The following is a 15,787-nucleotide window of genomic DNA, read 5'->3' as shown; positions in this document are numbered from 1 at the left end:
GGCTAGCGCACGGCGGGCGCGAACGACGGCCGGCCCGCCTCGTACGCCTCGATGTCGGCGAGGTGCCGCAGGGTGAGTCCAATGTCGTCGAGGCCCTCCATCAGCCGCCAGCGGCTGTGGTCGTCGAGCGGGAACGGCCAGGTGGACTCCCCGAGGCGGACCTCACGGGTGGTCAGGTCGACGGTGACCGGGGTGGCCGGGTCGGCCTCCACCCGGTCCCAGATCTGCTCGACCACGGCCAGCTCCAGCTCGACCGGAAGCAGGCCCTCCTTGAGCGCGTTGCCCCGGAAGATGTCCCCGAACCGGGGCGAGATGACCGCCTGGAAACCCCAGTCGCGCAGCGCCCAGACGGCGTGCTCCCGGGACGACCCGGTGCCGAACTCCGGCCCGGCCACCAGGATCGACGCCCCGGCCCGGACGGGGTCGTTGAGCACGAACCCCGGGTCCTCCCGCCAGGCGTTGAACAGCCCGTCGGCGAAGCCGGTACGGGTCACCCGCTTGAGGTACACGGCCGGGATGATCTGATCGGTGTCCACATTGGAACGGCGCAGTGGCACGGCGGTGCCGGTGTGGGTGGTGAACTTGTCCATCTCTCGGCTGCCCTTCTACAGATCGGCCGGGGCGGCGAGCCGGCCGGTCACGGCGGTGGCGGCGGCGACCGGCGGCGACACCAGGTGGGTACGCCCGCCCCGGCCCTGCCGGCCCTCGAAGTTGCGGTTGGAGGTCGAGGCCGAACGCTCGCCCGGCTTCAGCGTGTCCGGGTTCATGCCCAGGCACATCGAGCAGCCGGCGAACCGCCACTCCGCTCCGGCGTCGGCGAAGACCTTGTCCAGGCCCTCCGCCTCGGCGGCCTCCCGCACGGCGGCGGAGCCGGGCACCACCAGCATCCGTACCCCGTCGGCGACCCGGTGGCCGCGCAGCACGTCGGCGGCGGCCCGCAGGTCCTCCAGCCGGCCGTTGGTGCAGGAACCGACGAACACCACGTCGACGGCGAGGTCACGCAGCGGGGTGCCCGGGGTCAGGTCCATGTACTCCAGGGCCCGGCGCGCGGCGGTCCGCTCGGCGTCGGTGGTGAAGTCCTCCGGGTCCGGCACGGCCGCGCCGAGCGGGGCGCCCTGGCCGGGGTTGGTGCCCCAGGTGACGAACGGGGTGATCCGGGAGGCGTCCAGGGTCACCTCGGCGTCGAAGGTCGCGCCGTCGTCGGTGGGCAGCGTCCGCCAGTAGGCCAGCGCCGCGTCCCAGTCGGCCCCGGCCGGCGCGTGCGGCCGGCCCTTGAGGTACGCGAAGGTGGTCTCGTCCGGCGCGATCAGGCCCGCCTTGGCGCCCCACTCGATGGACATGTTCGCCACCGTCATCCGGCCCTCCATGGACAGCGCCCGGATGGCCTCGCCCCGGTACTCCACGATGTGGCCGCGTCCGCCGCCCGTGCCCACCTGGGCGATCAGCGCGAGGACCAGGTCCTTGGCGGTGACGCCGGGGCCGAGCTGGCCGGTGACGTTGACCGCCATGGTCTTCGGGCGGGCCTGCGGCAGGGTCTGGGTGGCCAGGACGTGTTCGACCTCACTGGTGCCGATGCCGAAGGCCAGCGCCCCGAACGCGCCGTGGGTGGCGGTGTGCGAATCGCCACAGACGATCGTCATGCCGGGCTGGGTGACGCCCAGCTGGGGGCCGATCACGTGCACGATGCCCTGGTTCTCGTCGCCCAGGGGGTGCAGCCGCAGGCCGAACTCGGCACAGTTGCGGCGCAACGTCTCGATCTGGGTACGCGAGGTCGGGTCCGCGATCGTCAGCAGGTCGCCCCGGCGCAGCCGGAACGCGGGATCGTCGTACCCGGTCGGGGTGTTGTGGTCCTCGGTCGCGAGCGTGAGATCGGGGCGACGGACCTGCCGGCCGGCCAGGCGCAGCCCGTCGAACGCCTGCGGGCTGGTCACCTCGTGCAGCAGGTGCAGGTCGATGTAGAGCAGGTCCGGCTCGCCCGCGGCGGTCCGTACGACGTGCGCGTCCCAGACCTTCTCGGCCAGGGTCCTCGGTTGAGTGACTCCCACCATCTGGACATCCTAAATTCTGGGAGGTAAATTTCGGCTTGTGGGACACAGTATGAGCGGTGTCGGCGTCCTCGACAAGGCGGTGGTCATCCTGGCCGCCTGTGTCGACGGCGCCAGCCTGGCCGAACTCGTTGAACGCACCAAGCTGCCCCGAGCCACCGCACACCGGCTGGCCCAGGCCCTGGAGATCCACCGGATGCTGGTCCGGGACACCCAGGGGCGATGGCGTCCCGGGCCCCGGCTCGGTGAACTGGCCAACGCCGCCCCGGACGTCCTGCTGACCGCCGCCGAGCCGCTGCTCGCCGCGCTGCGCGACGCCACCGGGGAGAGCGCCCAACTCTACCTGCGCCGGGCCGACGAGCGGGTCTGCGTGGCCGCCGCCGAGCGGGCCAGCGGCCTGCGGGACACCGTGCCGGTCGGCTCGGTGCTGCCCATGACGGCCGGTTCCGCCGCGCAGATCCTGCTCGCCTGGGAGCCGCCCGAGGCGGTCATGCCGCTGCTGCCCCGGTCCAAGTTCACCGGCCGCACCCTCGCCGAGGTACGCCGCCGGGGCTGGGCGCAGAGCGTCGCCGAACGGGAGGCCGGTGTGGCGAGCGTCTCCGCGCCGATCCGGGACCGCACCGGCCGGGTGATCGCCTCGATCAGCATCTCCGGCCCGATCGAGCGCCTCGGCCGCCGCCCCGGCGAACGGCACGCCATGGCCGTCGTCCGCGCCGGCCAACGCCTCTCCGGCCTCTGACCTCCCCTCCCCCTCTCTGCCCCCACCCCACCCCCACCCCCACCCCGCCCCGGTGATCAAGAAGTTTGCGTCATGTTCAGAGATCAAAGTGACGCTAACCTCTTGATCAAGTGACGCAAACCTCTTGATCACCCGGGCGAGACCGGTGGGGCGGGGCGGGGGAGATGGCCGGGAACGAGGGGGAACGGCGATCGGCCCGCCTCGCGGGGCGAGACGGGCCGATCGTGTGGTAGCCCCGACCGGATTCGAACCGGCGCTACCGCCTTGAGAGGGCGGCGTCCTGGGCCACTAGACGACGGGGCCAGGCACTTTTCCTGCTTCACCACCCCGTTGGGGCGGTGCGGCATTAGTCTAACGGCACCGGCATCCGGCCCCCGAGACGGGGGTCGGCACCCCGACGGGGCCGGCGCCCGGGTGGCGAAGTAGGGGTGTCCGGGTGGCCGGGATGGCGCAACATCGCCACAGAGGCGGGCCAGCCACGCGGACCCGGCCACACGCGCGGGGGGGCCGCTTCACCGGGACGCGGAGAAGCCCGCCCCAACCGAAGTGGGACGGGCTGTCAGCGTTGTAGCCCCGACCGGATTCGAACCGGCGCTACCGCCTTGAGAGGGCGGCGTCCTGGGCCACTAGACGACGGGGCCAGAACATAGCTCGTGCTTCCCTGCCCTGTCGGGCGGGGAAGCTGCACTCTTCCAGAGATCAACTTCGCCCCGGCGACGGGACGGAGCGACCTCCGTCAGAATCCAGCGTCCACGGATTCGGATGAACCCGCGGTTGCGCTGGGGTACCAGGACTCGAACCTAGACTAACTGAACCAGAATCAGTTGGGCTGCCAATTACCCCATACCCCATTGGCCCCTTGTGGCGCCGGGAAGGAACTTTACCCTCCCCGCGCCAACAGGCCAAATCCAATCCCCCAAACCGCACTTGAGCTGCGGAAACAGGGGTGTCGTACGGGTCAGGCGACCGGCACCACCGAGTTGGTGAGCTCGCCGATCCCCTCGATCCGTACGGTGACCGTATCCCCGTCCGTGAGCGGACTAACCCCGGCCGGGGTGCCGGTCAGCACCACGTCCCCGGGCAGCAGCGTCATCACGTGCGAGATGTACGACACCAGCGCCGGCACGTCGAAGACCATGTCCTTGGTCCGGCCGAGCTGACGGACCTCCATCTCGTCCGGGTTGCGCCCCACCTCGCAGCGCACCTCCAGGTCGGAGACGTCGAGACCGGTGGTGATCCAGGGGCCGATGGGGCAGAACGAGTCGAAGCCCTTGGCCCGGGTCCACTGCGAGTCGGAACGCTGGAGGTCCCGCGCGGTGACGTCGTTGGCGCAGGTGTAGCCGAAGACGGCCTTCGCGGCGGTGGCCCGGTCGGCGCGCCGGGCGCCCGGCGCGCCGATCACCACGGCCAGTTCGGCCTCGTGCTCCACCTGCTTGGAGAAGATCGGCAGCCGGATGGCGTCCCGGGGGCCGATCACCGAGGTGGACGGCTTGAGGAAGAGCAGCGGCTCCTTCGGGACCTCGTTGCCGTGCTCGGCGGCGTGCTCGGCGTAGTTACGCCCCACACAGACCACCTTGCTGGGCAGGATCGGCGACAGCAGCCGCACGTCGGAGAGCGCCCAGCGGGCACCGGAGAACTGGATCTGCCCGAACGGGTGGCCCTCGATCTCGGCGACGGTCAGGCCCTGCGGCCCGGCCTCCGGCTCGCCCTCGACGACCCCGAACGACATTCCCTTGGCATGAGCGAAACGAGCGATACGCACCCGGCCAATCTATCCCCACGCCCGCCGTCACCCGTCGACCACCGGGACGTCGGCGCAGCTTAGGCCATCGGTCGGCGCTGCGGGCGGGGTTCGGCGCTTCGTACCCGCCCGGAGGTTCCCCGCTCATAACGTCGGCTCCGGAGGTTCGTTGGTATGCCTGCATCGAGACGACACCACAGGGCCCTCGCGGTTTTCGTGAACTGCCTGGGCATTCTCGCCGCCGTGCCGGCGTTGCCCGGCACGGATCCCGCGCCCCGCGCGCCGACGGCCACCCCGGGGGCGACCGCTGCGGCGGCAGCCCCCGCCACGACGGCCGGCCCGGGAGCGGGTCGGGCAGCGGCGGCGGTCCCCGTCGGCCCGGCGGAACCGGGTCGGGCACCGACGGGGCCGGGCACCCGGGCCCGCCCGGCGGCCGTCGGCCGTCCCGCCGTACCGGCCCATCTCGCCGCCTGGGCGACGCCGGTGGCCCCGGCCCGGGAGGTGCCACCTTCCCGCCCGGCGCGGGCCGCGCCCGCAGTCGCGGCCAGCGGCGCGGTCGTGCCGGTCACCCCGACCGCGCCCGCCCCCGGGATGACCACCGCCGGCAACCCGGGCGCGCCCCGGCCGGCACCGCAGGTCACCGTGGCCGTGGCACCCGCCGCGACAGTGGTGCCGGGTTACCGGATCATGGTGCGGAACACGGGCGGCTCGGCGGTGCAGACGATGGTCCGGCAGGAGTTGCCGGCCGGCACCTCGACCACCGCGGTCAGCGCGGGCGGCCTGGTCACCCGACCGGGCGGGGCGGGCTCGGGCGGGGAGGTCACCTGGCGGCTCGTCCTGCCGGCCGGGGCGACCCGGACCCTGGACACCGCCCTGGCCGCCGCCGCGCCGGGCCAGGCGCTGACCGCGCCGGCCTGCGCCTACGCCGGTGACGGCGACCAGCCGTACGACTGCGCGACCGCAACCTGGCACAGCGCGGCGACCCCGGAGGCGGTGGTGCCCGCGACGCCGACCTGGCGACAGCCGCCGATCCTGCTCGGCGCGGCCCTGGTGGTGCTGGCGCTGCTGGCCGGCGCGCTCTGGTGGTGGCGGCGGGCCCGGCGACGGGCGGGCGGGATCGAGCCGACCGGCACCGCGCCGGTGGCGGCCGGCACCCCGCCGTACGCGGGCGGCCCGGCGACCCCGGGTGGCGGGACGGTGTACCCGCGCCCCGCCGTGCCCGGACAGGTCGGGCGACGCCGCAGCCCGTCGGTGTGGCTGGTGGTGGGGGTGGCCGCGACGGTGCTGGCCGGGGTGGTCTTCGCCGCCGCCTGGACGGCCACCCGCCAGGTCGCCGCCATCGACACCACCAAGCAGCCGACCGCCGGGGCGTGGACGGGCACCACCATGACCGGTCCCGTCGGCACCCCGCTGCGGGAGAAGGCGTTCGAGTTCACCGTCTACCGGGTCGTCTGCGCCACCGCGAAGGTGGCCAGCCAGCAGTGTCAGGCCACGGTCGGGGTGCGCAACGTCACCCCGGAGCAGCAGAGCTGGCACGGTCAGCTCCAGCGCGCGTACCTGCCCGGTGGGACCTGGGTGAGCACCGACGAGGACGCCACCCGGCTGGCGAACCTGGGGCGGGACGTCTTCGCCCAGCCCGTCTCGGCGGGCAGCCGGGTGGTGCTGCCGCTGGTCTTCACCGTGCACGGCATGCAGAAGCCGGAGCAGTTGGAGCTGCGCAGCGGGGTGTTCTCCGCCGGGGTCCGGGTGGACGTGCCCTGACCGGGGGCGGGCGGCGGTCGTACCCTGAGGGGCGTGACCGCCGCCCTCGCCCCCGCCGCCCTCGACGCGGCCGACTGGCAGGCCCGGCGGGCGGCCCACGCGGCGCGGGTGGCGACCTGGCTGGACCCGCACCTGGCCCGCCGCCGCACCGGCGCCCGGCATCCGGTGGAGGACTTCCTCTTCACCTACTACTCCTACCGCCCGGCGCAGTTGCGCCGTTGGCATCCGGGCGCGGGGGTGCTGCTGCGCGACGCGGACCCGGCCGAATTCGGCCGGGACTACCGCGCCGACCCCGCCGGGGTCACCCTCGACACCGGGCGGGTACGCGCACGCCGCGCCGACTCGATCGGCTGGATCGGGGAGCTGCTGGCCGCGACCGCCGGCCGCCCGGCCCACCTGGGCTGCTTCGGGATGCACGAGTGGGCGATGGTCTACCGGCAGACCCAGGAGGAGGTCCGGCACAACGCCTGGCCGCTGCGGCTCAGCCCGGACGACACCGCCGCCGTGGTGCGTGAGCGGGGCGTGCGGTGCAGCCACTTCGACGCGTTCCGGTTCTTCACCGCGCCGGCCCGGCCGCTGAACGTGCTCCAGCCGAGCCGGGACACCCAGCACGCGCTGGAGCAGCCGGGTTGCCTGCACGCCAACATGGATCTCTACAAGTGGGCGTACAAGCTCTCCCCGCTGGTCGCTGCGGAGCTGGTGGCGGACTGCTTCGCGCTGGCCCGGCAGATCCGGACGCTGGACATGCGGGCCAGCCCCTACGATCTGGCCGCCCTCGGCTACCCGCCGGTGCGGGTGGAGACCGCCGAGGGCCGGGCCGAGTACGCGGCGGCGCAGCGCGGCTTCGCCGAGCGGGCCGCCGTGCTGCGCGCCCGGCTGCTGACCGCCCTGGACCACGCCACGGCGGCTGCCGGCTGACCCGGGTGAGGGTCCGGGCCGGGGCCCGGACCCTCGTCGGATCAACTGGCGGTGCAGGTCGCCGTGGGGGCGGTGGCGGTGCCGGTGTTGGTGCCGAGGAACCCGAAGGTGGCCTCGGCGGCCGGGGCGAGCGCGCCGTTCCAGCTGACGTTGCGGGCGGTGACCGCGCTGCCGGTCTGGGTCAGGTCGGCGTTCCAGGTCTGGGTGATCTGCTGCCCGGCGGGCAGGGTGAAGGTGACCCGCCAGCCAGTGGTCCGCGCGGTGCCGGTGCTGCGGACGGTCACCTCGCCCTGGTGCCCGCCCTGCCACTGGTTGGTGATCCGGTAGCTGGCGGTGCAGGCCACCCCGGCCGGCGGCGGCGAGGTGGTCGGCGGGTCGACCGTCGGTGACCCGGTGGGCCGGACCGTGGGGCTGACCGTCGGGCTGGGCGTGCCGGTGGGGCTGGGCGTCGGGGTGACCCCGCCGAGGGCGGCCACCAGCGCCGGGTACCACCTGTCGGACATCTTCTGGTCACCGGCCGCGTTGGGGTGCACCCCGTCGTAGGTGTCGGTGGTGGTGCTGAACCCGGTCCACTGGTCGACCACGACGATCGGCGACGCGGCGGTGGTCTTCCCCGCCGCCCAGCCGTCGATCACGGCGTTCAGGGCCACCGCCCGCTGCCCGCACTCGGTGCAGCTCGACGGGGCCATCGGGATGATCTTGGCGACGATGATCCGCATCGCCGGGTTGCTGGCCCGCATCTGGTCCACCAGCTTCGAGTACGCGGCGAGGATGGTGGCCGGGGCGATGTTGCTCCACACGTCGTTGGTGCCGAAGTGCATGAGCACGACGTCGGGGCGGGTCGCGGCGAGCCAGCCGGGCAGCAGGTTCTGGTTGGCGACGTTCGTCACCAGGTAACCGCCGTGGCCCTCGTTGTCCCCGTCGTACGGCTGCCCGCACCCCTGCGGGCCGAGGGTGCCCACGAAGTCGACGTCGGTGTGGCCGGTGGACTGGAGGCGGTTCCACAACAGGGAACGCCAGCAGCCGGGCGAGCCGGTGATCGAGTCGCCGAGCGGCATGACGCGTACCGGGGTGGCGGCGGCGGGGTGGGCCGCCGGGGTGGCGACCAGCCCGACGAGCAGGGTGAGGGGGACGGCCGCGAACGCGGCGAGCAGGGCGGAGAGGAACGGCCTTCGGAGCATGGTGAGGGGACTCCTGTCACGTGACGACGTGCGGTCGGTGACGGCCCGGTTGCTCCCACGGACATCCCACCAGACCGGCCGCCCCGACTCAACGCCCTCCCGCATCCTGGCGAAGCGCTTCGACACGCAGCCGCTCCTCCAGCTCGGCCGTGGTGTCGACGAACCAGAGCTGGCCGCCCCGGTTGGCCTCGACGACGAAGTCACGCAGGGCGGTGCTCCGCCCGACGTGCCCGGAGATGTCACCGACCACGGCCAGCCGCAGCCGGTAGTTGACGAACTTCTGCACCACCGCGCCCGCCACCCCGGTACGCAGCGTGAAGAACTCGACGGCGAGCCGGCGTACCGGCAGCACCACCAGGTCGACCCCGTGGCCCAGTGCCGCGCCGATCACGTCGGTGGCGTCGTCGCCGCCGCAGATCCGCGGCCCGTCGGGGGCGCAGGCGAGCGCGGTGGTGCCGGCGAGGGTGACCAGGGTGTCGGTGGACATGCCCGCCAGCCTAGGCAGCGCCGGCCCGCCCCGGCCCGGGTTTTCCGCCACCGCACCGGCCCGGGCGGGTCAGTCGCCGTCGGCGCGGCGGTCCCGTTTGCGCTGGGACTGGCGCTTCTTGTCGGCCAGCCGGCGTTCCTTGGCGCCCCGGGAGGGCCGGGTGGGACGCCGGGGCGGCGGGGGCGGGGCGACGGCCTCGCGCAGCAGGGCGACCAGCCGTTCCCGGGCCGCCTCCCGGTTGGCCAGTTGCGCGCGGTGCTCGCTGGCGGCGATGGTGAGTACCCCGTCGACGAGCCGGCCGGCGAGCCGTTGCAGCACCCGCTCGCGCAGCGCCGGGGGCAGGCTGGCGGTGCCCGCCACGTCGAAGCTCAGCTCGACCCGGGAGTCGGTGGTGTTCACGCCCTGCCCGCCCGGCCCGGACGAGCGGGAGAAGCGTTCCCGCAGCTCGGCGGCGGGCACGGTCCACCGGTCGGTCACCCGCAGTCCGTCGTCCATCCGGCGAGGTTAGCGCCCCCGGCCGCCGGTGGGCGTCACGGTCGCCGAGGGTGCGGGGCCGGGGGCCGGTTCGGCCCGGTCGTGGTCCGGTCCGACGGCGGCGTAGGCGACCGCCCCGAACAGCAGCAGCGCGATCACCCCGACCTTGGTGAAGACCGCCCGGACCAGCACGAGGGCGGCCCGGCGGGCACCGGGGACGGCCCGCTTGGCGGCCCGGTAGTCGGTCCAGCCACGGCGGGCGCGGGCGTACTGCGCGCCGACTCCCCAGCCGACGACGAGGCCCACCACCAGCAGCAATGCGATGAGAGGTAGCTCCACCCACGCCAGTATCCATACTTAGCGCCATATTTCTATAGGCTGATGGCCCTGACCTCGACATCTGTAAGTTTTACCTGGTCACAGCCGCCGTTGTCGGACGGCACGGGCTCAGCCGCCCTTGCCGATGATGGTGTCGGCGGTCTGTTGCACCTGGTCGATGGGGATGGCGAAGCCGATGCCGATCGACCCGCTGCCGTCGATGGTGGCGATCGCCGTGTTCACCCCGACCACCTCGCCCCGGGCGTTGACCAGCGGGCCGCCCGAGTTGCCCGGGTTGATCGACGCGTCGGTCTGCACCGCGCTGCGCCGGTTGGTGCCCAGCCGTACCTGCCGGTTGAGGGCGCTGACGATACCGGCGGTCACCGTGCCGGCCAGGCCGAGCGGCGAACCGACCGCGAGCACCGGTTCGCCGACCCGGGTGGACCGGGGCTTGGCCAGCGGCAACGGGGCCAACCCGGCGGCCGACGGGACCTTCAGCACGGCCAGGTCGCTGCCGGGCTCCCGGCCGACCACCTCGGCGGCGTACCGGCGGCCGTCGGGCATCTCCACGGTCACCGCGCCACCGCCGCCCCGGGCCAGGATGTGGTCGTTGGTGACGATGTGCTGCTCGTTGTCGATGGCGAAGCCGGAGCCGGTCGCCGACTGCCCGGCGGTGCCGCCGCCGACCAGCACGGACACCACCCCCGGGACGGTCTTCTGGGCGGCGGTGACCAGTTCCGCCGGGACCGGGGCGGCGGAGGCCGCCGTCGGGCCCGCGCCGTCCTGGCCGGCCACCCAGCCGCCGGCCGCCGCGCCGGAGACGGTGGACAGGGCGACCACCGCCACGGCGGTCCACAACCGCCCGCGCCAGCGCCGCCGGGACGGGTCCTCCCCCGGCGACGGTACGTCCCACCGGGGCCGGCCGTCCGGCCCCAGGTCGGGTGAGAGGAACCAGGGGCCCCGGGGCTCCCCCAGGCCGGTCGGTACTGCCATACGTCCGCTCCTCACTGTGCGCTGCGACGGATCAGGGGCAGGTGGGCCAGCACGGTCCCGCTCAGGGCAGGCGGGAGAACCAGCGCATCGACCCGGCCGCCGCCCCCATGGCGAAGACCAGCCCGAGCCCGATGAACCGGGCGGAGATGTCCTGACGTTCCTTGCGGTAGCCGACGGAGGAGCCGATGTCCTCGTAGACGTCGCGTAGTTCGGCGCTGCTGCCCGCCTCGTGGAAGCCGCCCCCGGTCTGGTCGGCGACCGCCCGCAGGGTCTGCCCGTCGACCGGCACCTGGATCGGCCGGCCACCCCGGTCGACGAACCCGCCCGGGGTGCCGAACGAGATGGTGTGCACCGGCACCTTCGCCGCGACGGCCGCCGCGGCCGCTTCCATCGGGTCGGCGCCGGAGGTGTTCGCCCCGTCGGAGAGCAGGACGACCCGGGCCGGCGGTGGTTGCTTGGCCGCCTTCCCGTCGAGGCTCTTCACCGCGCCGAGACAGGCGCTGATCGCCTCGCCGATGGCGGTGCCCTGTACCCCGGTGATCCCCTCGGCTAGCCGGTCGATCCCGTCGTGCAGGGCGCCCCGGTCGGTGCTCGGCGGCACCAGCACCGCCGCGCTGCCGGCGAACGCGACCAGCCCCACGTTGAACTCGTCGGGCAGCCCGTCGACGAAGGTCCGGGCGGCCTCCTTGGCGGCGGCCAACCGGTCCGGCTCCACGTCGGTGGCGAGCATCGACGTGGAGACGTCCACGGCGACCATCACGGTGGCCCGCTCGCGGGGCACCCGTACCTCGGCGGTGGGCCGGGCGAAGCCGACCACCAGCAGCGCCAGCATGGCCAGGAACAGGCCGGCCGGCACGTGCCGCCGCCAGGCGGGCCGCTGCGGGGCGACCCGGTCGAGCAGCCGCAGGTTGGTGAAGCGGACCGCGTACCGGCTGCGTCGCCGCTGCGCCAGCAGGTAGCCGGCGGCCAGCGCGGCCACCCCGAGCAGCAGCAGGAGCCGGGCGGGTGACTGCCAGTTCACGCGGCACCTCCCCGGGGCGCGGCGGACGCCGCCAGCCGACGCTGGGCGTGCACGTGCCGCACGATGTCGGCGGTCCAGTCCCGGTCGGTCCGCAACGCCAGGTGGTCGGCCCCGCTGCGGCGCAGCGCGCGGGCCACCTGGGCGCGTTGCGCGGCGGCGGCGCTGGCGTAGCGGCGGCGCAGCCCCGGGTCGCCGGTCCACACCTCGCGCCGCCGGCCGCTCTCCGGGTCGACCAGGGTGATCAGGCCGACGTCCGGCAGCTCCAGCTCACGCGGGTCGGTCACCTCGACCGCGAGCACCTGGTGGCGGGCGGCGAGGCGGCGCAGCGCCGGCTCCCACGGGGTGGGGGCGTCGTGGTCGTCGGGCAGCCCGTCGAGGAAGTCGGAGACCACCACCACCAGCCCACGCCGGACGGCGACCCGCTGCACCGCCGCGAGCGCGGCGGTCAGGTCGGGGCCGACCGGCGGGGTGGCCGGTGCCGGGTCGTCCACCCGGGGGGCGTGCAGCAACGCGCGGAGCAGGCTCAGCAGGTGGGTACGCCCGCAGCGGGCCGGGAACCGGCGCAGCCCGTCGCGGCCGAGCACCTGCGCGCCGAGCCGGTTGCCGGTGCCGGCGGTGAGGAAGCCGACCGCGGCGACGGCGGCCACGGACAGTTCCCGCTTGTCCAGCTCGGCGGTGCCGTACTCCATGCTGGGGCTGGCGTCGACCAGCAGCCAGGTGGTCAGCTCCCGGTCGGCGTCGACCTCGCGGACGTGCGGGACGGTGGTGCGGGCGGTGACCGCCCAGTCCATCCGGCGTACCTCGTCCTCGCCGGGGCGGTACTCGCGGCTGCCGGCGATCTCGCTGCCGGGGCCGGGCAGCAGGCCGCGCAGTTGACCGTGGAGCAGCCCGTCCAGCCGGCGGGTGACGGTCAGTTCGAGGCGGCGCAGCCGCCGTTCGGGGGCGAGGTCGGCAAGGGTCGGGCCGGCCGGGGCGGTCGGGGCGCTCACGCCGCCGCCAGGTCGGGCGTGTACTCGGGGTGGCCGGTGGCGAGCACCGGGGGCGGCACCGCCTGGACCAGCCGGTGCACCACCGCCTCGGCGCTGACCCCGTCGGCGACCGCGTCGAACGAGAGCACCAGCCGGTGGGCGAGCACGTCGACCGCGAGTTCGCGGACGTCGTCGGGGAGCACGTACTCGCGGCCCCGCAGCAGCGCCTGGGCGCGGGCGGCGGCGACCAGGCCGAGGGTGGCCCGGGGGCTCGCCCCGTACGCCAGCATCGGGGCGATCTCCGGCAGCCCGAAGCGGCCCGGGTCGCGGGTGGCGAGGATCAGCCGGACCACGTACTCGGCGAGCGCGTGGTGCACGAAGACCTGGGCGGCCCGACGCTGGTAGTCGCGCAGTCGGACCGGGTCGAGCACCTGGCGGGGGCGGGGGCGGTCGCTGCTCATCCGGTAGAGGATGGCCAGTTCGTCGGCGTCGCTCGGATAGTCGACGACGATCTTCATGAGGAAGCGGTCCCGCTGCGCCTCGGGGAGCTGGTAGACCCCCTCGGACTCGATCGGGTTCTGGGTGGCCAGCACCAGGAACGGCTCCGGCACCGGCCAGCTCCGCCCGCCGATGGTGACCTGCCGTTCGGCCATCGCCTCCAGCAGCGCGGACTGCACCTTGGCCGGGGCCCGGTTGATCTCGTCGGCGAGCACCAGGTTGGCCATGATCGGGCCCAGTTCGACGTCGAAGTTCTCGGTCGAGGCCCGGTAGATCCGGGTGCCGACGATGTCGGAGGGGACCAGGTCGGGGGTGAACTGGATGCGGGTGAAGGTGCCGCCGACGACGGTGGCGAGGGTCTGCGCGGCCAGCGTCTTGGCTACGCCGGGCACCCCCTCCAGGAGGCAGTGGCCGTCGGCTATCAGCGCGGTGAGTAGCCGTTCGACGAGTCGGTCCTGCCCGACGATCACGCGTTTGACCTCGAAGAGGGTCTGTTCCAACTCGGCGCCCGCCGCGTCGGCATCGACCGGTCGGGGCAGGCTGGCCAGGGTGTCCGAGATGTCCGTCACGGTGCTTGCTTCCCGGGGTCACCGGCCGGCAAACGTCGGAATTTCGCACCCTGGCCGCACCATTCCCACCCGGATCGGGACGACCTGCCCGTCCGGGCGGCAACGCCGTGCGGCGGCGGAACCGGTACGTCGACGCGACATCCGCGCCGGAACGGGTGGTGGTCCACAACAGACGGTGCCGACCCCCGGTGGGGGCCGGCACCGCCGACGGGTCCGCGCCTCAGTTGGCGACGAACAGGTGGAACGGCTTGTTCGACGCCGATCCGCCGGAGCTGTACGTCTGGATGAAGACGCCGTTCGGTGTCTGGTTGCGCGGGGCGACCGAGATCTCGCCGGGCGGCGGCACGTTGAACTGGTCGTTGGTGCCGATGGTGGCCTGGAACGCCTTCCCGACCACGCTGTAGTCGAGCAGCACCTGGTACTGGCCGGTGCCGTACTTGGTCGCCGAGACGACGTTCGCCGAGTGCTGGAGCAGGGTGCCGCCGCTGGTGACGACCGCCCAGGCGACCGAACCCGCGGCCGGCGGGGCGAGCGAAGCCTTCAGCGCCGCGCGGGCCTGCTGGGCTTCGGCCGCCGTTACGGACGGCTGACCGGCGACGCCGGCCTGCTGAGCCCCGGGCTGGGCTACCTCGGCCGGAGCCTTGGTCGCCGGCTGGGCGACGGCGATCCCGCCGCCGGCCAGGGTGAGCGCCAGGACGCCGAGCGTCACCGCCGCCGCCTTACGCCTGAAGAATGTGGCCATGACAGGTCTCCCTTTTGTGACCGTGGCGATACGGCCGGCCCACCGTACGGCGAGCCGGATAGAGCTGGTGTGATCGAGCCGGAATTGACGTGGACGGAAAGCCTTCCACCCGCGCCGGAAATAGTGAAGAAGGAACGCTTCCAACCGGCCTGAGCTGGGAAAACTACGCTCTGTTGCGGCACCTCAACGAGGAGGAACGTAGCACCGCCAAAAGCGGAGCGTCAATAGCCGACCAACCCGTTTTACCATCTTGAAAACGATGTTGAAAATTGCGAAACGTGAACTCTCGGCCATTCGCGGACCGGCTCCGCGCCCGACGGAAACAGCATCGGCCACTAGGCTGGCCGCCGTGCTGACGACCCCGGTGCCGGCCACCACCCGACGTCCCGCCGTCCCGCTGATCTGCTGGCTGGCGGTGGCACCCGGCCTCGCCTGGGCGGTGGTCCGCCTCGTCGGGTTCGACCGGGGACCGCTCGTGCAGGCGCTCGCCTTCACCCCGTACGTGGCGGGATGGAGCCTGCTGGCCCTGACGCTGACCCTCGCCCTACGGTGCCGGTGGCCGGCGGTGGCCGCGGCGGTGGCGGCGCTGGCCCTCCTCGGCGCGGTGGCGCCCCGCGCGCTGCCCGACCGGCAGCCGGCGGCCCGGGGCCGGAACTGCGGGTGCTCACCGCCAACCTGCTCGCGGGCGACGCCGACGCGGCCACCCTGGTCGAGCTGGTCCGCCGGCACGAGGTGGACGTGCTCACCGTGCAGGAGTTCACCCCGGCGGCGCGGGACGCCCTCGACCGGGCCGGCCTGGCCGACCTGCTCCTTCACCGCCAGCTCAACCCCGAGGTGGGCACCACCGGCTCCGGGCTCTACGCCCGGTTTCCCCTCTCCGACGGCGGCTTCCGGCGCAACGCGGGGTTCGCGTTCACCCAGGCGTACGCGACGGTGGCGGTGCCCGGCGCACCGCCGCTACGGGTGGAGTCGGCCCACCCGGCGGCACCCTGGTCGGTCGGGGTGGTCGGCGAGTGGCGCACCGACCTGGCGGGCCAGCCGCGCGCCACCCCGGACGGTCAGCTCGGCATCCTCGCCGGCGACTTCAACGCCACCCTCGACCACTCCCCGCTGCGTGCGCTGCTGGCCAGCGGCTACGTCGACGCCGCCGACGCCGCCGGGGCCGGGCTGGTGGGCACGTGGGGCCCGTACGACGGCGACCCGATCCCCCCGGTCACCATCGACCACGTCCTGGTCGACCGCCGGATCGCCGTCCATGCGGTCACCGTCCACCGGGTGCCCGCCACCGACCACCGCGCCGTGCTGGCCACCCTGCGCCTGCCCGCCCCCTGA

At 74.0% G+C, this 15,787-nt stretch carries 15 protein-coding genes, 3 tRNA genes and 1 pseudogene; 4 read left to right on the top strand and 15 right to left on the bottom strand.

Features of this window, described 5'->3' with window-relative positions:
• Positions 1 to 2 precede the first annotated feature (2 nt).
• Together leuD and leuC are read right to left on the bottom strand one after the other, a co-directional pair.
• Positions 3 to 590 carry a 3-isopropylmalate dehydratase small subunit gene (gene leuD, locus FJK98_RS07025; RefSeq protein ID WP_145918305.1) on the bottom strand — a complete coding sequence of 196 codons (588 nt, stop codon included), beginning with the start codon at positions 588 to 590 and terminating at the stop codon, positions 3 to 5.
• Positions 591 to 605: 15 nt separating this feature from the next.
• On the bottom strand, positions 606 to 2,048 hold the full coding sequence (gene leuC / locus FJK98_RS07020; protein ID WP_145918304.1) for a 3-isopropylmalate dehydratase large subunit: 1,443 nt from the start codon (positions 2,046 to 2,048) through the stop codon (positions 606 to 608).
• A gap of 49 nt (positions 2,049 to 2,097) precedes the next feature.
• Between leuC and FJK98_RS07015 the strand changes: the two genes are divergently transcribed.
• Positions 2,098 to 2,784, top strand: coding sequence for an IclR family transcriptional regulator (locus tag FJK98_RS07015; RefSeq protein WP_088646078.1), 687 nt, complete (start codon positions 2,098 to 2,100; stop codon positions 2,782 to 2,784).
• Positions 2,785 to 3,011: 227 nt separating this feature from the next.
• On the opposite strand, the gene FJK98_RS07010 is transcribed toward FJK98_RS07015, so the two are convergent.
• The 4 genes from FJK98_RS07010 to FJK98_RS06995 all read right to left on the bottom strand — a co-directional run bounded on the left by FJK98_RS07010 (position 3,012) and on the right by FJK98_RS06995 (position 4,546).
• A tRNA-Glu gene (locus tag FJK98_RS07010) sits at positions 3,012 to 3,087 on the bottom strand.
• Between the two features lie 265 nt (positions 3,088 to 3,352).
• Positions 3,353 to 3,425, bottom strand: a tRNA-Glu gene (locus tag FJK98_RS07005).
• A 138-nt stretch (positions 3,426 to 3,563) separates the two neighbouring features.
• Positions 3,564 to 3,635, bottom strand: a tRNA-Gln gene (locus tag FJK98_RS07000).
• A gap of 107 nt (positions 3,636 to 3,742) precedes the next feature.
• On the bottom strand, positions 3,743 to 4,546 hold the full coding sequence (locus tag FJK98_RS06995) for a fumarylacetoacetate hydrolase family protein (RefSeq protein ID WP_145918303.1): 804 nt from the start codon (positions 4,544 to 4,546) through the stop codon (positions 3,743 to 3,745).
• A 153-nt stretch (positions 4,547 to 4,699) separates the two neighbouring features.
• Between FJK98_RS06995 and FJK98_RS06990 the strand changes: the two genes are divergently transcribed.
• Both FJK98_RS06990 and FJK98_RS06985 read left to right on the top strand, forming a co-directional pair.
• A complete protein-coding gene (locus tag FJK98_RS06990; protein WP_145918302.1) occupies positions 4,700 to 6,286 on the top strand; it encodes a hypothetical protein in 1,587 nt (528 codons plus the stop codon).
• Between the two features lie 33 nt (positions 6,287 to 6,319).
• Complete coding sequence (locus FJK98_RS06985; protein WP_145918301.1) at positions 6,320 to 7,204, top strand: 3-methyladenine DNA glycosylase; 885 nt, start codon at positions 6,320 to 6,322, stop codon at positions 7,202 to 7,204.
• Between the two features lie 41 nt (positions 7,205 to 7,245).
• Here FJK98_RS06985 and FJK98_RS06980 read toward each other — a convergent pair whose 3' ends face one another.
• From FJK98_RS06980 to FJK98_RS06940, 9 genes are all read right to left on the bottom strand, one after another.
• A complete protein-coding gene (locus FJK98_RS06980) occupies positions 7,246 to 8,385 on the bottom strand; it encodes a cellulose binding domain-containing protein (RefSeq protein ID WP_145918300.1) in 1,140 nt (379 codons plus the stop codon).
• Positions 8,386 to 8,473: 88 nt separating this feature from the next.
• Positions 8,474 to 8,872 (bottom strand): DUF4180 domain-containing protein, encoded by a 399-nt coding sequence (locus FJK98_RS06975; RefSeq protein WP_145918299.1) that lies wholly within the window; start codon positions 8,870 to 8,872, stop codon positions 8,474 to 8,476.
• 69 nt (positions 8,873 to 8,941) lie between these two features.
• A complete protein-coding gene (gene arfB / locus FJK98_RS06970) occupies positions 8,942 to 9,367 on the bottom strand; it encodes an alternative ribosome rescue aminoacyl-tRNA hydrolase ArfB (protein WP_145918298.1) in 426 nt (141 codons plus the stop codon).
• Positions 9,368 to 9,376: 9 nt separating this feature from the next.
• Positions 9,377 to 9,685, bottom strand: coding sequence for a hypothetical protein (locus tag FJK98_RS06965; protein ID WP_145918297.1), 309 nt, complete (start codon positions 9,683 to 9,685; stop codon positions 9,377 to 9,379).
• Between the two features lie 108 nt (positions 9,686 to 9,793).
• Complete coding sequence (locus FJK98_RS06960) at positions 9,794 to 10,657, bottom strand: S1C family serine protease (protein WP_145918296.1); 864 nt, start codon at positions 10,655 to 10,657, stop codon at positions 9,794 to 9,796.
• 61 nt (positions 10,658 to 10,718) lie between these two features.
• On the bottom strand, positions 10,719 to 11,678 hold the full coding sequence (locus FJK98_RS06955) for a VWA domain-containing protein (protein ID WP_145918295.1): 960 nt from the start codon (positions 11,676 to 11,678) through the stop codon (positions 10,719 to 10,721).
• On the bottom strand, positions 11,675 to 12,667 hold the full coding sequence (locus tag FJK98_RS06950) for a DUF58 domain-containing protein (protein WP_145918294.1): 993 nt from the start codon (positions 12,665 to 12,667) through the stop codon (positions 11,675 to 11,677). Before FJK98_RS06950 ends, FJK98_RS06955 begins: the two co-directional genes overlap by 4 nt.
• Positions 12,664 to 13,713: a MoxR family ATPase gene (locus FJK98_RS06945; RefSeq protein ID WP_145918293.1), complete on the bottom strand. Its 1,050-nt coding sequence runs from the start codon at positions 13,711 to 13,713 to the stop codon at positions 12,664 to 12,666. Before FJK98_RS06945 ends, FJK98_RS06950 begins: the two co-directional genes overlap by 4 nt.
• 220 nt (positions 13,714 to 13,933) lie before the next feature.
• Positions 13,934 to 14,455, bottom strand: a complete 522-nt coding sequence (locus tag FJK98_RS06940; protein WP_145918292.1) for a hypothetical protein — start codon at positions 14,453 to 14,455, stop codon at positions 13,934 to 13,936.
• Positions 14,456 to 14,852: 397 nt separating this feature from the next.
• On the opposite strand from FJK98_RS06940, the pseudogene FJK98_RS06935 reads away from it, so the two are divergent.
• A pseudogene (locus FJK98_RS06935) lies at positions 14,853 to 15,787 on the top strand (endonuclease/exonuclease/phosphatase family protein).

It is taken from the genome of Micromonospora sp. HM134, assembly GCF_007833915.1.
In the GTDB taxonomy this organism is placed as follows: domain Bacteria; phylum Actinomycetota; class Actinomycetes; order Mycobacteriales; family Micromonosporaceae; genus Micromonospora; species Micromonospora wenchangensis.
This window is presented reverse-complemented; position numbering and strand designations above follow the sequence as displayed.

What these genes read in the sequence shown, in the direction of transcription:
- leuD (WP_145918305.1), bottom strand. Translation starts at nt 590, where the DNA reads ATGGACAAGTTCACCACCCACACCGGCACCGCCGTGCCACTGCGCCGT.
- leuC (WP_145918304.1), bottom strand. Translation starts at nt 2,048, where the DNA reads ATGGTGGGAGTCACTCAACCGAGGACCCTGGCCGAGAAGGTCTGGGAC.
- FJK98_RS07015 (WP_088646078.1), top strand. Translation starts at nt 2,098, where the DNA reads ATGAGCGGTGTCGGCGTCCTCGACAAGGCGGTGGTCATCCTGGCCGCC.
- FJK98_RS06990 (WP_145918302.1), top strand. Translation starts at nt 4,700, where the DNA reads ATGCCTGCATCGAGACGACACCACAGGGCCCTCGCGGTTTTCGTGAAC.
- FJK98_RS06980 (WP_145918300.1), bottom strand. Translation starts at nt 8,385, where the DNA reads ATGCTCCGAAGGCCGTTCCTCTCCGCCCTGCTCGCCGCGTTCGCGGCC.
- FJK98_RS06975 (WP_145918299.1), bottom strand. Translation starts at nt 8,872, where the DNA reads ATGTCCACCGACACCCTGGTCACCCTCGCCGGCACCACCGCGCTCGCC.
- arfB (WP_145918298.1), bottom strand. Translation starts at nt 9,367, where the DNA reads ATGGACGACGGACTGCGGGTGACCGACCGGTGGACCGTGCCCGCCGCC.
- FJK98_RS06960 (WP_145918296.1), bottom strand. Translation starts at nt 10,657, where the DNA reads ATGGCAGTACCGACCGGCCTGGGGGAGCCCCGGGGCCCCTGGTTCCTC.
- FJK98_RS06940 (WP_145918292.1), bottom strand. Translation starts at nt 14,455, where the DNA reads ATGGCCACATTCTTCAGGCGTAAGGCGGCGGCGGTGACGCTCGGCGTC.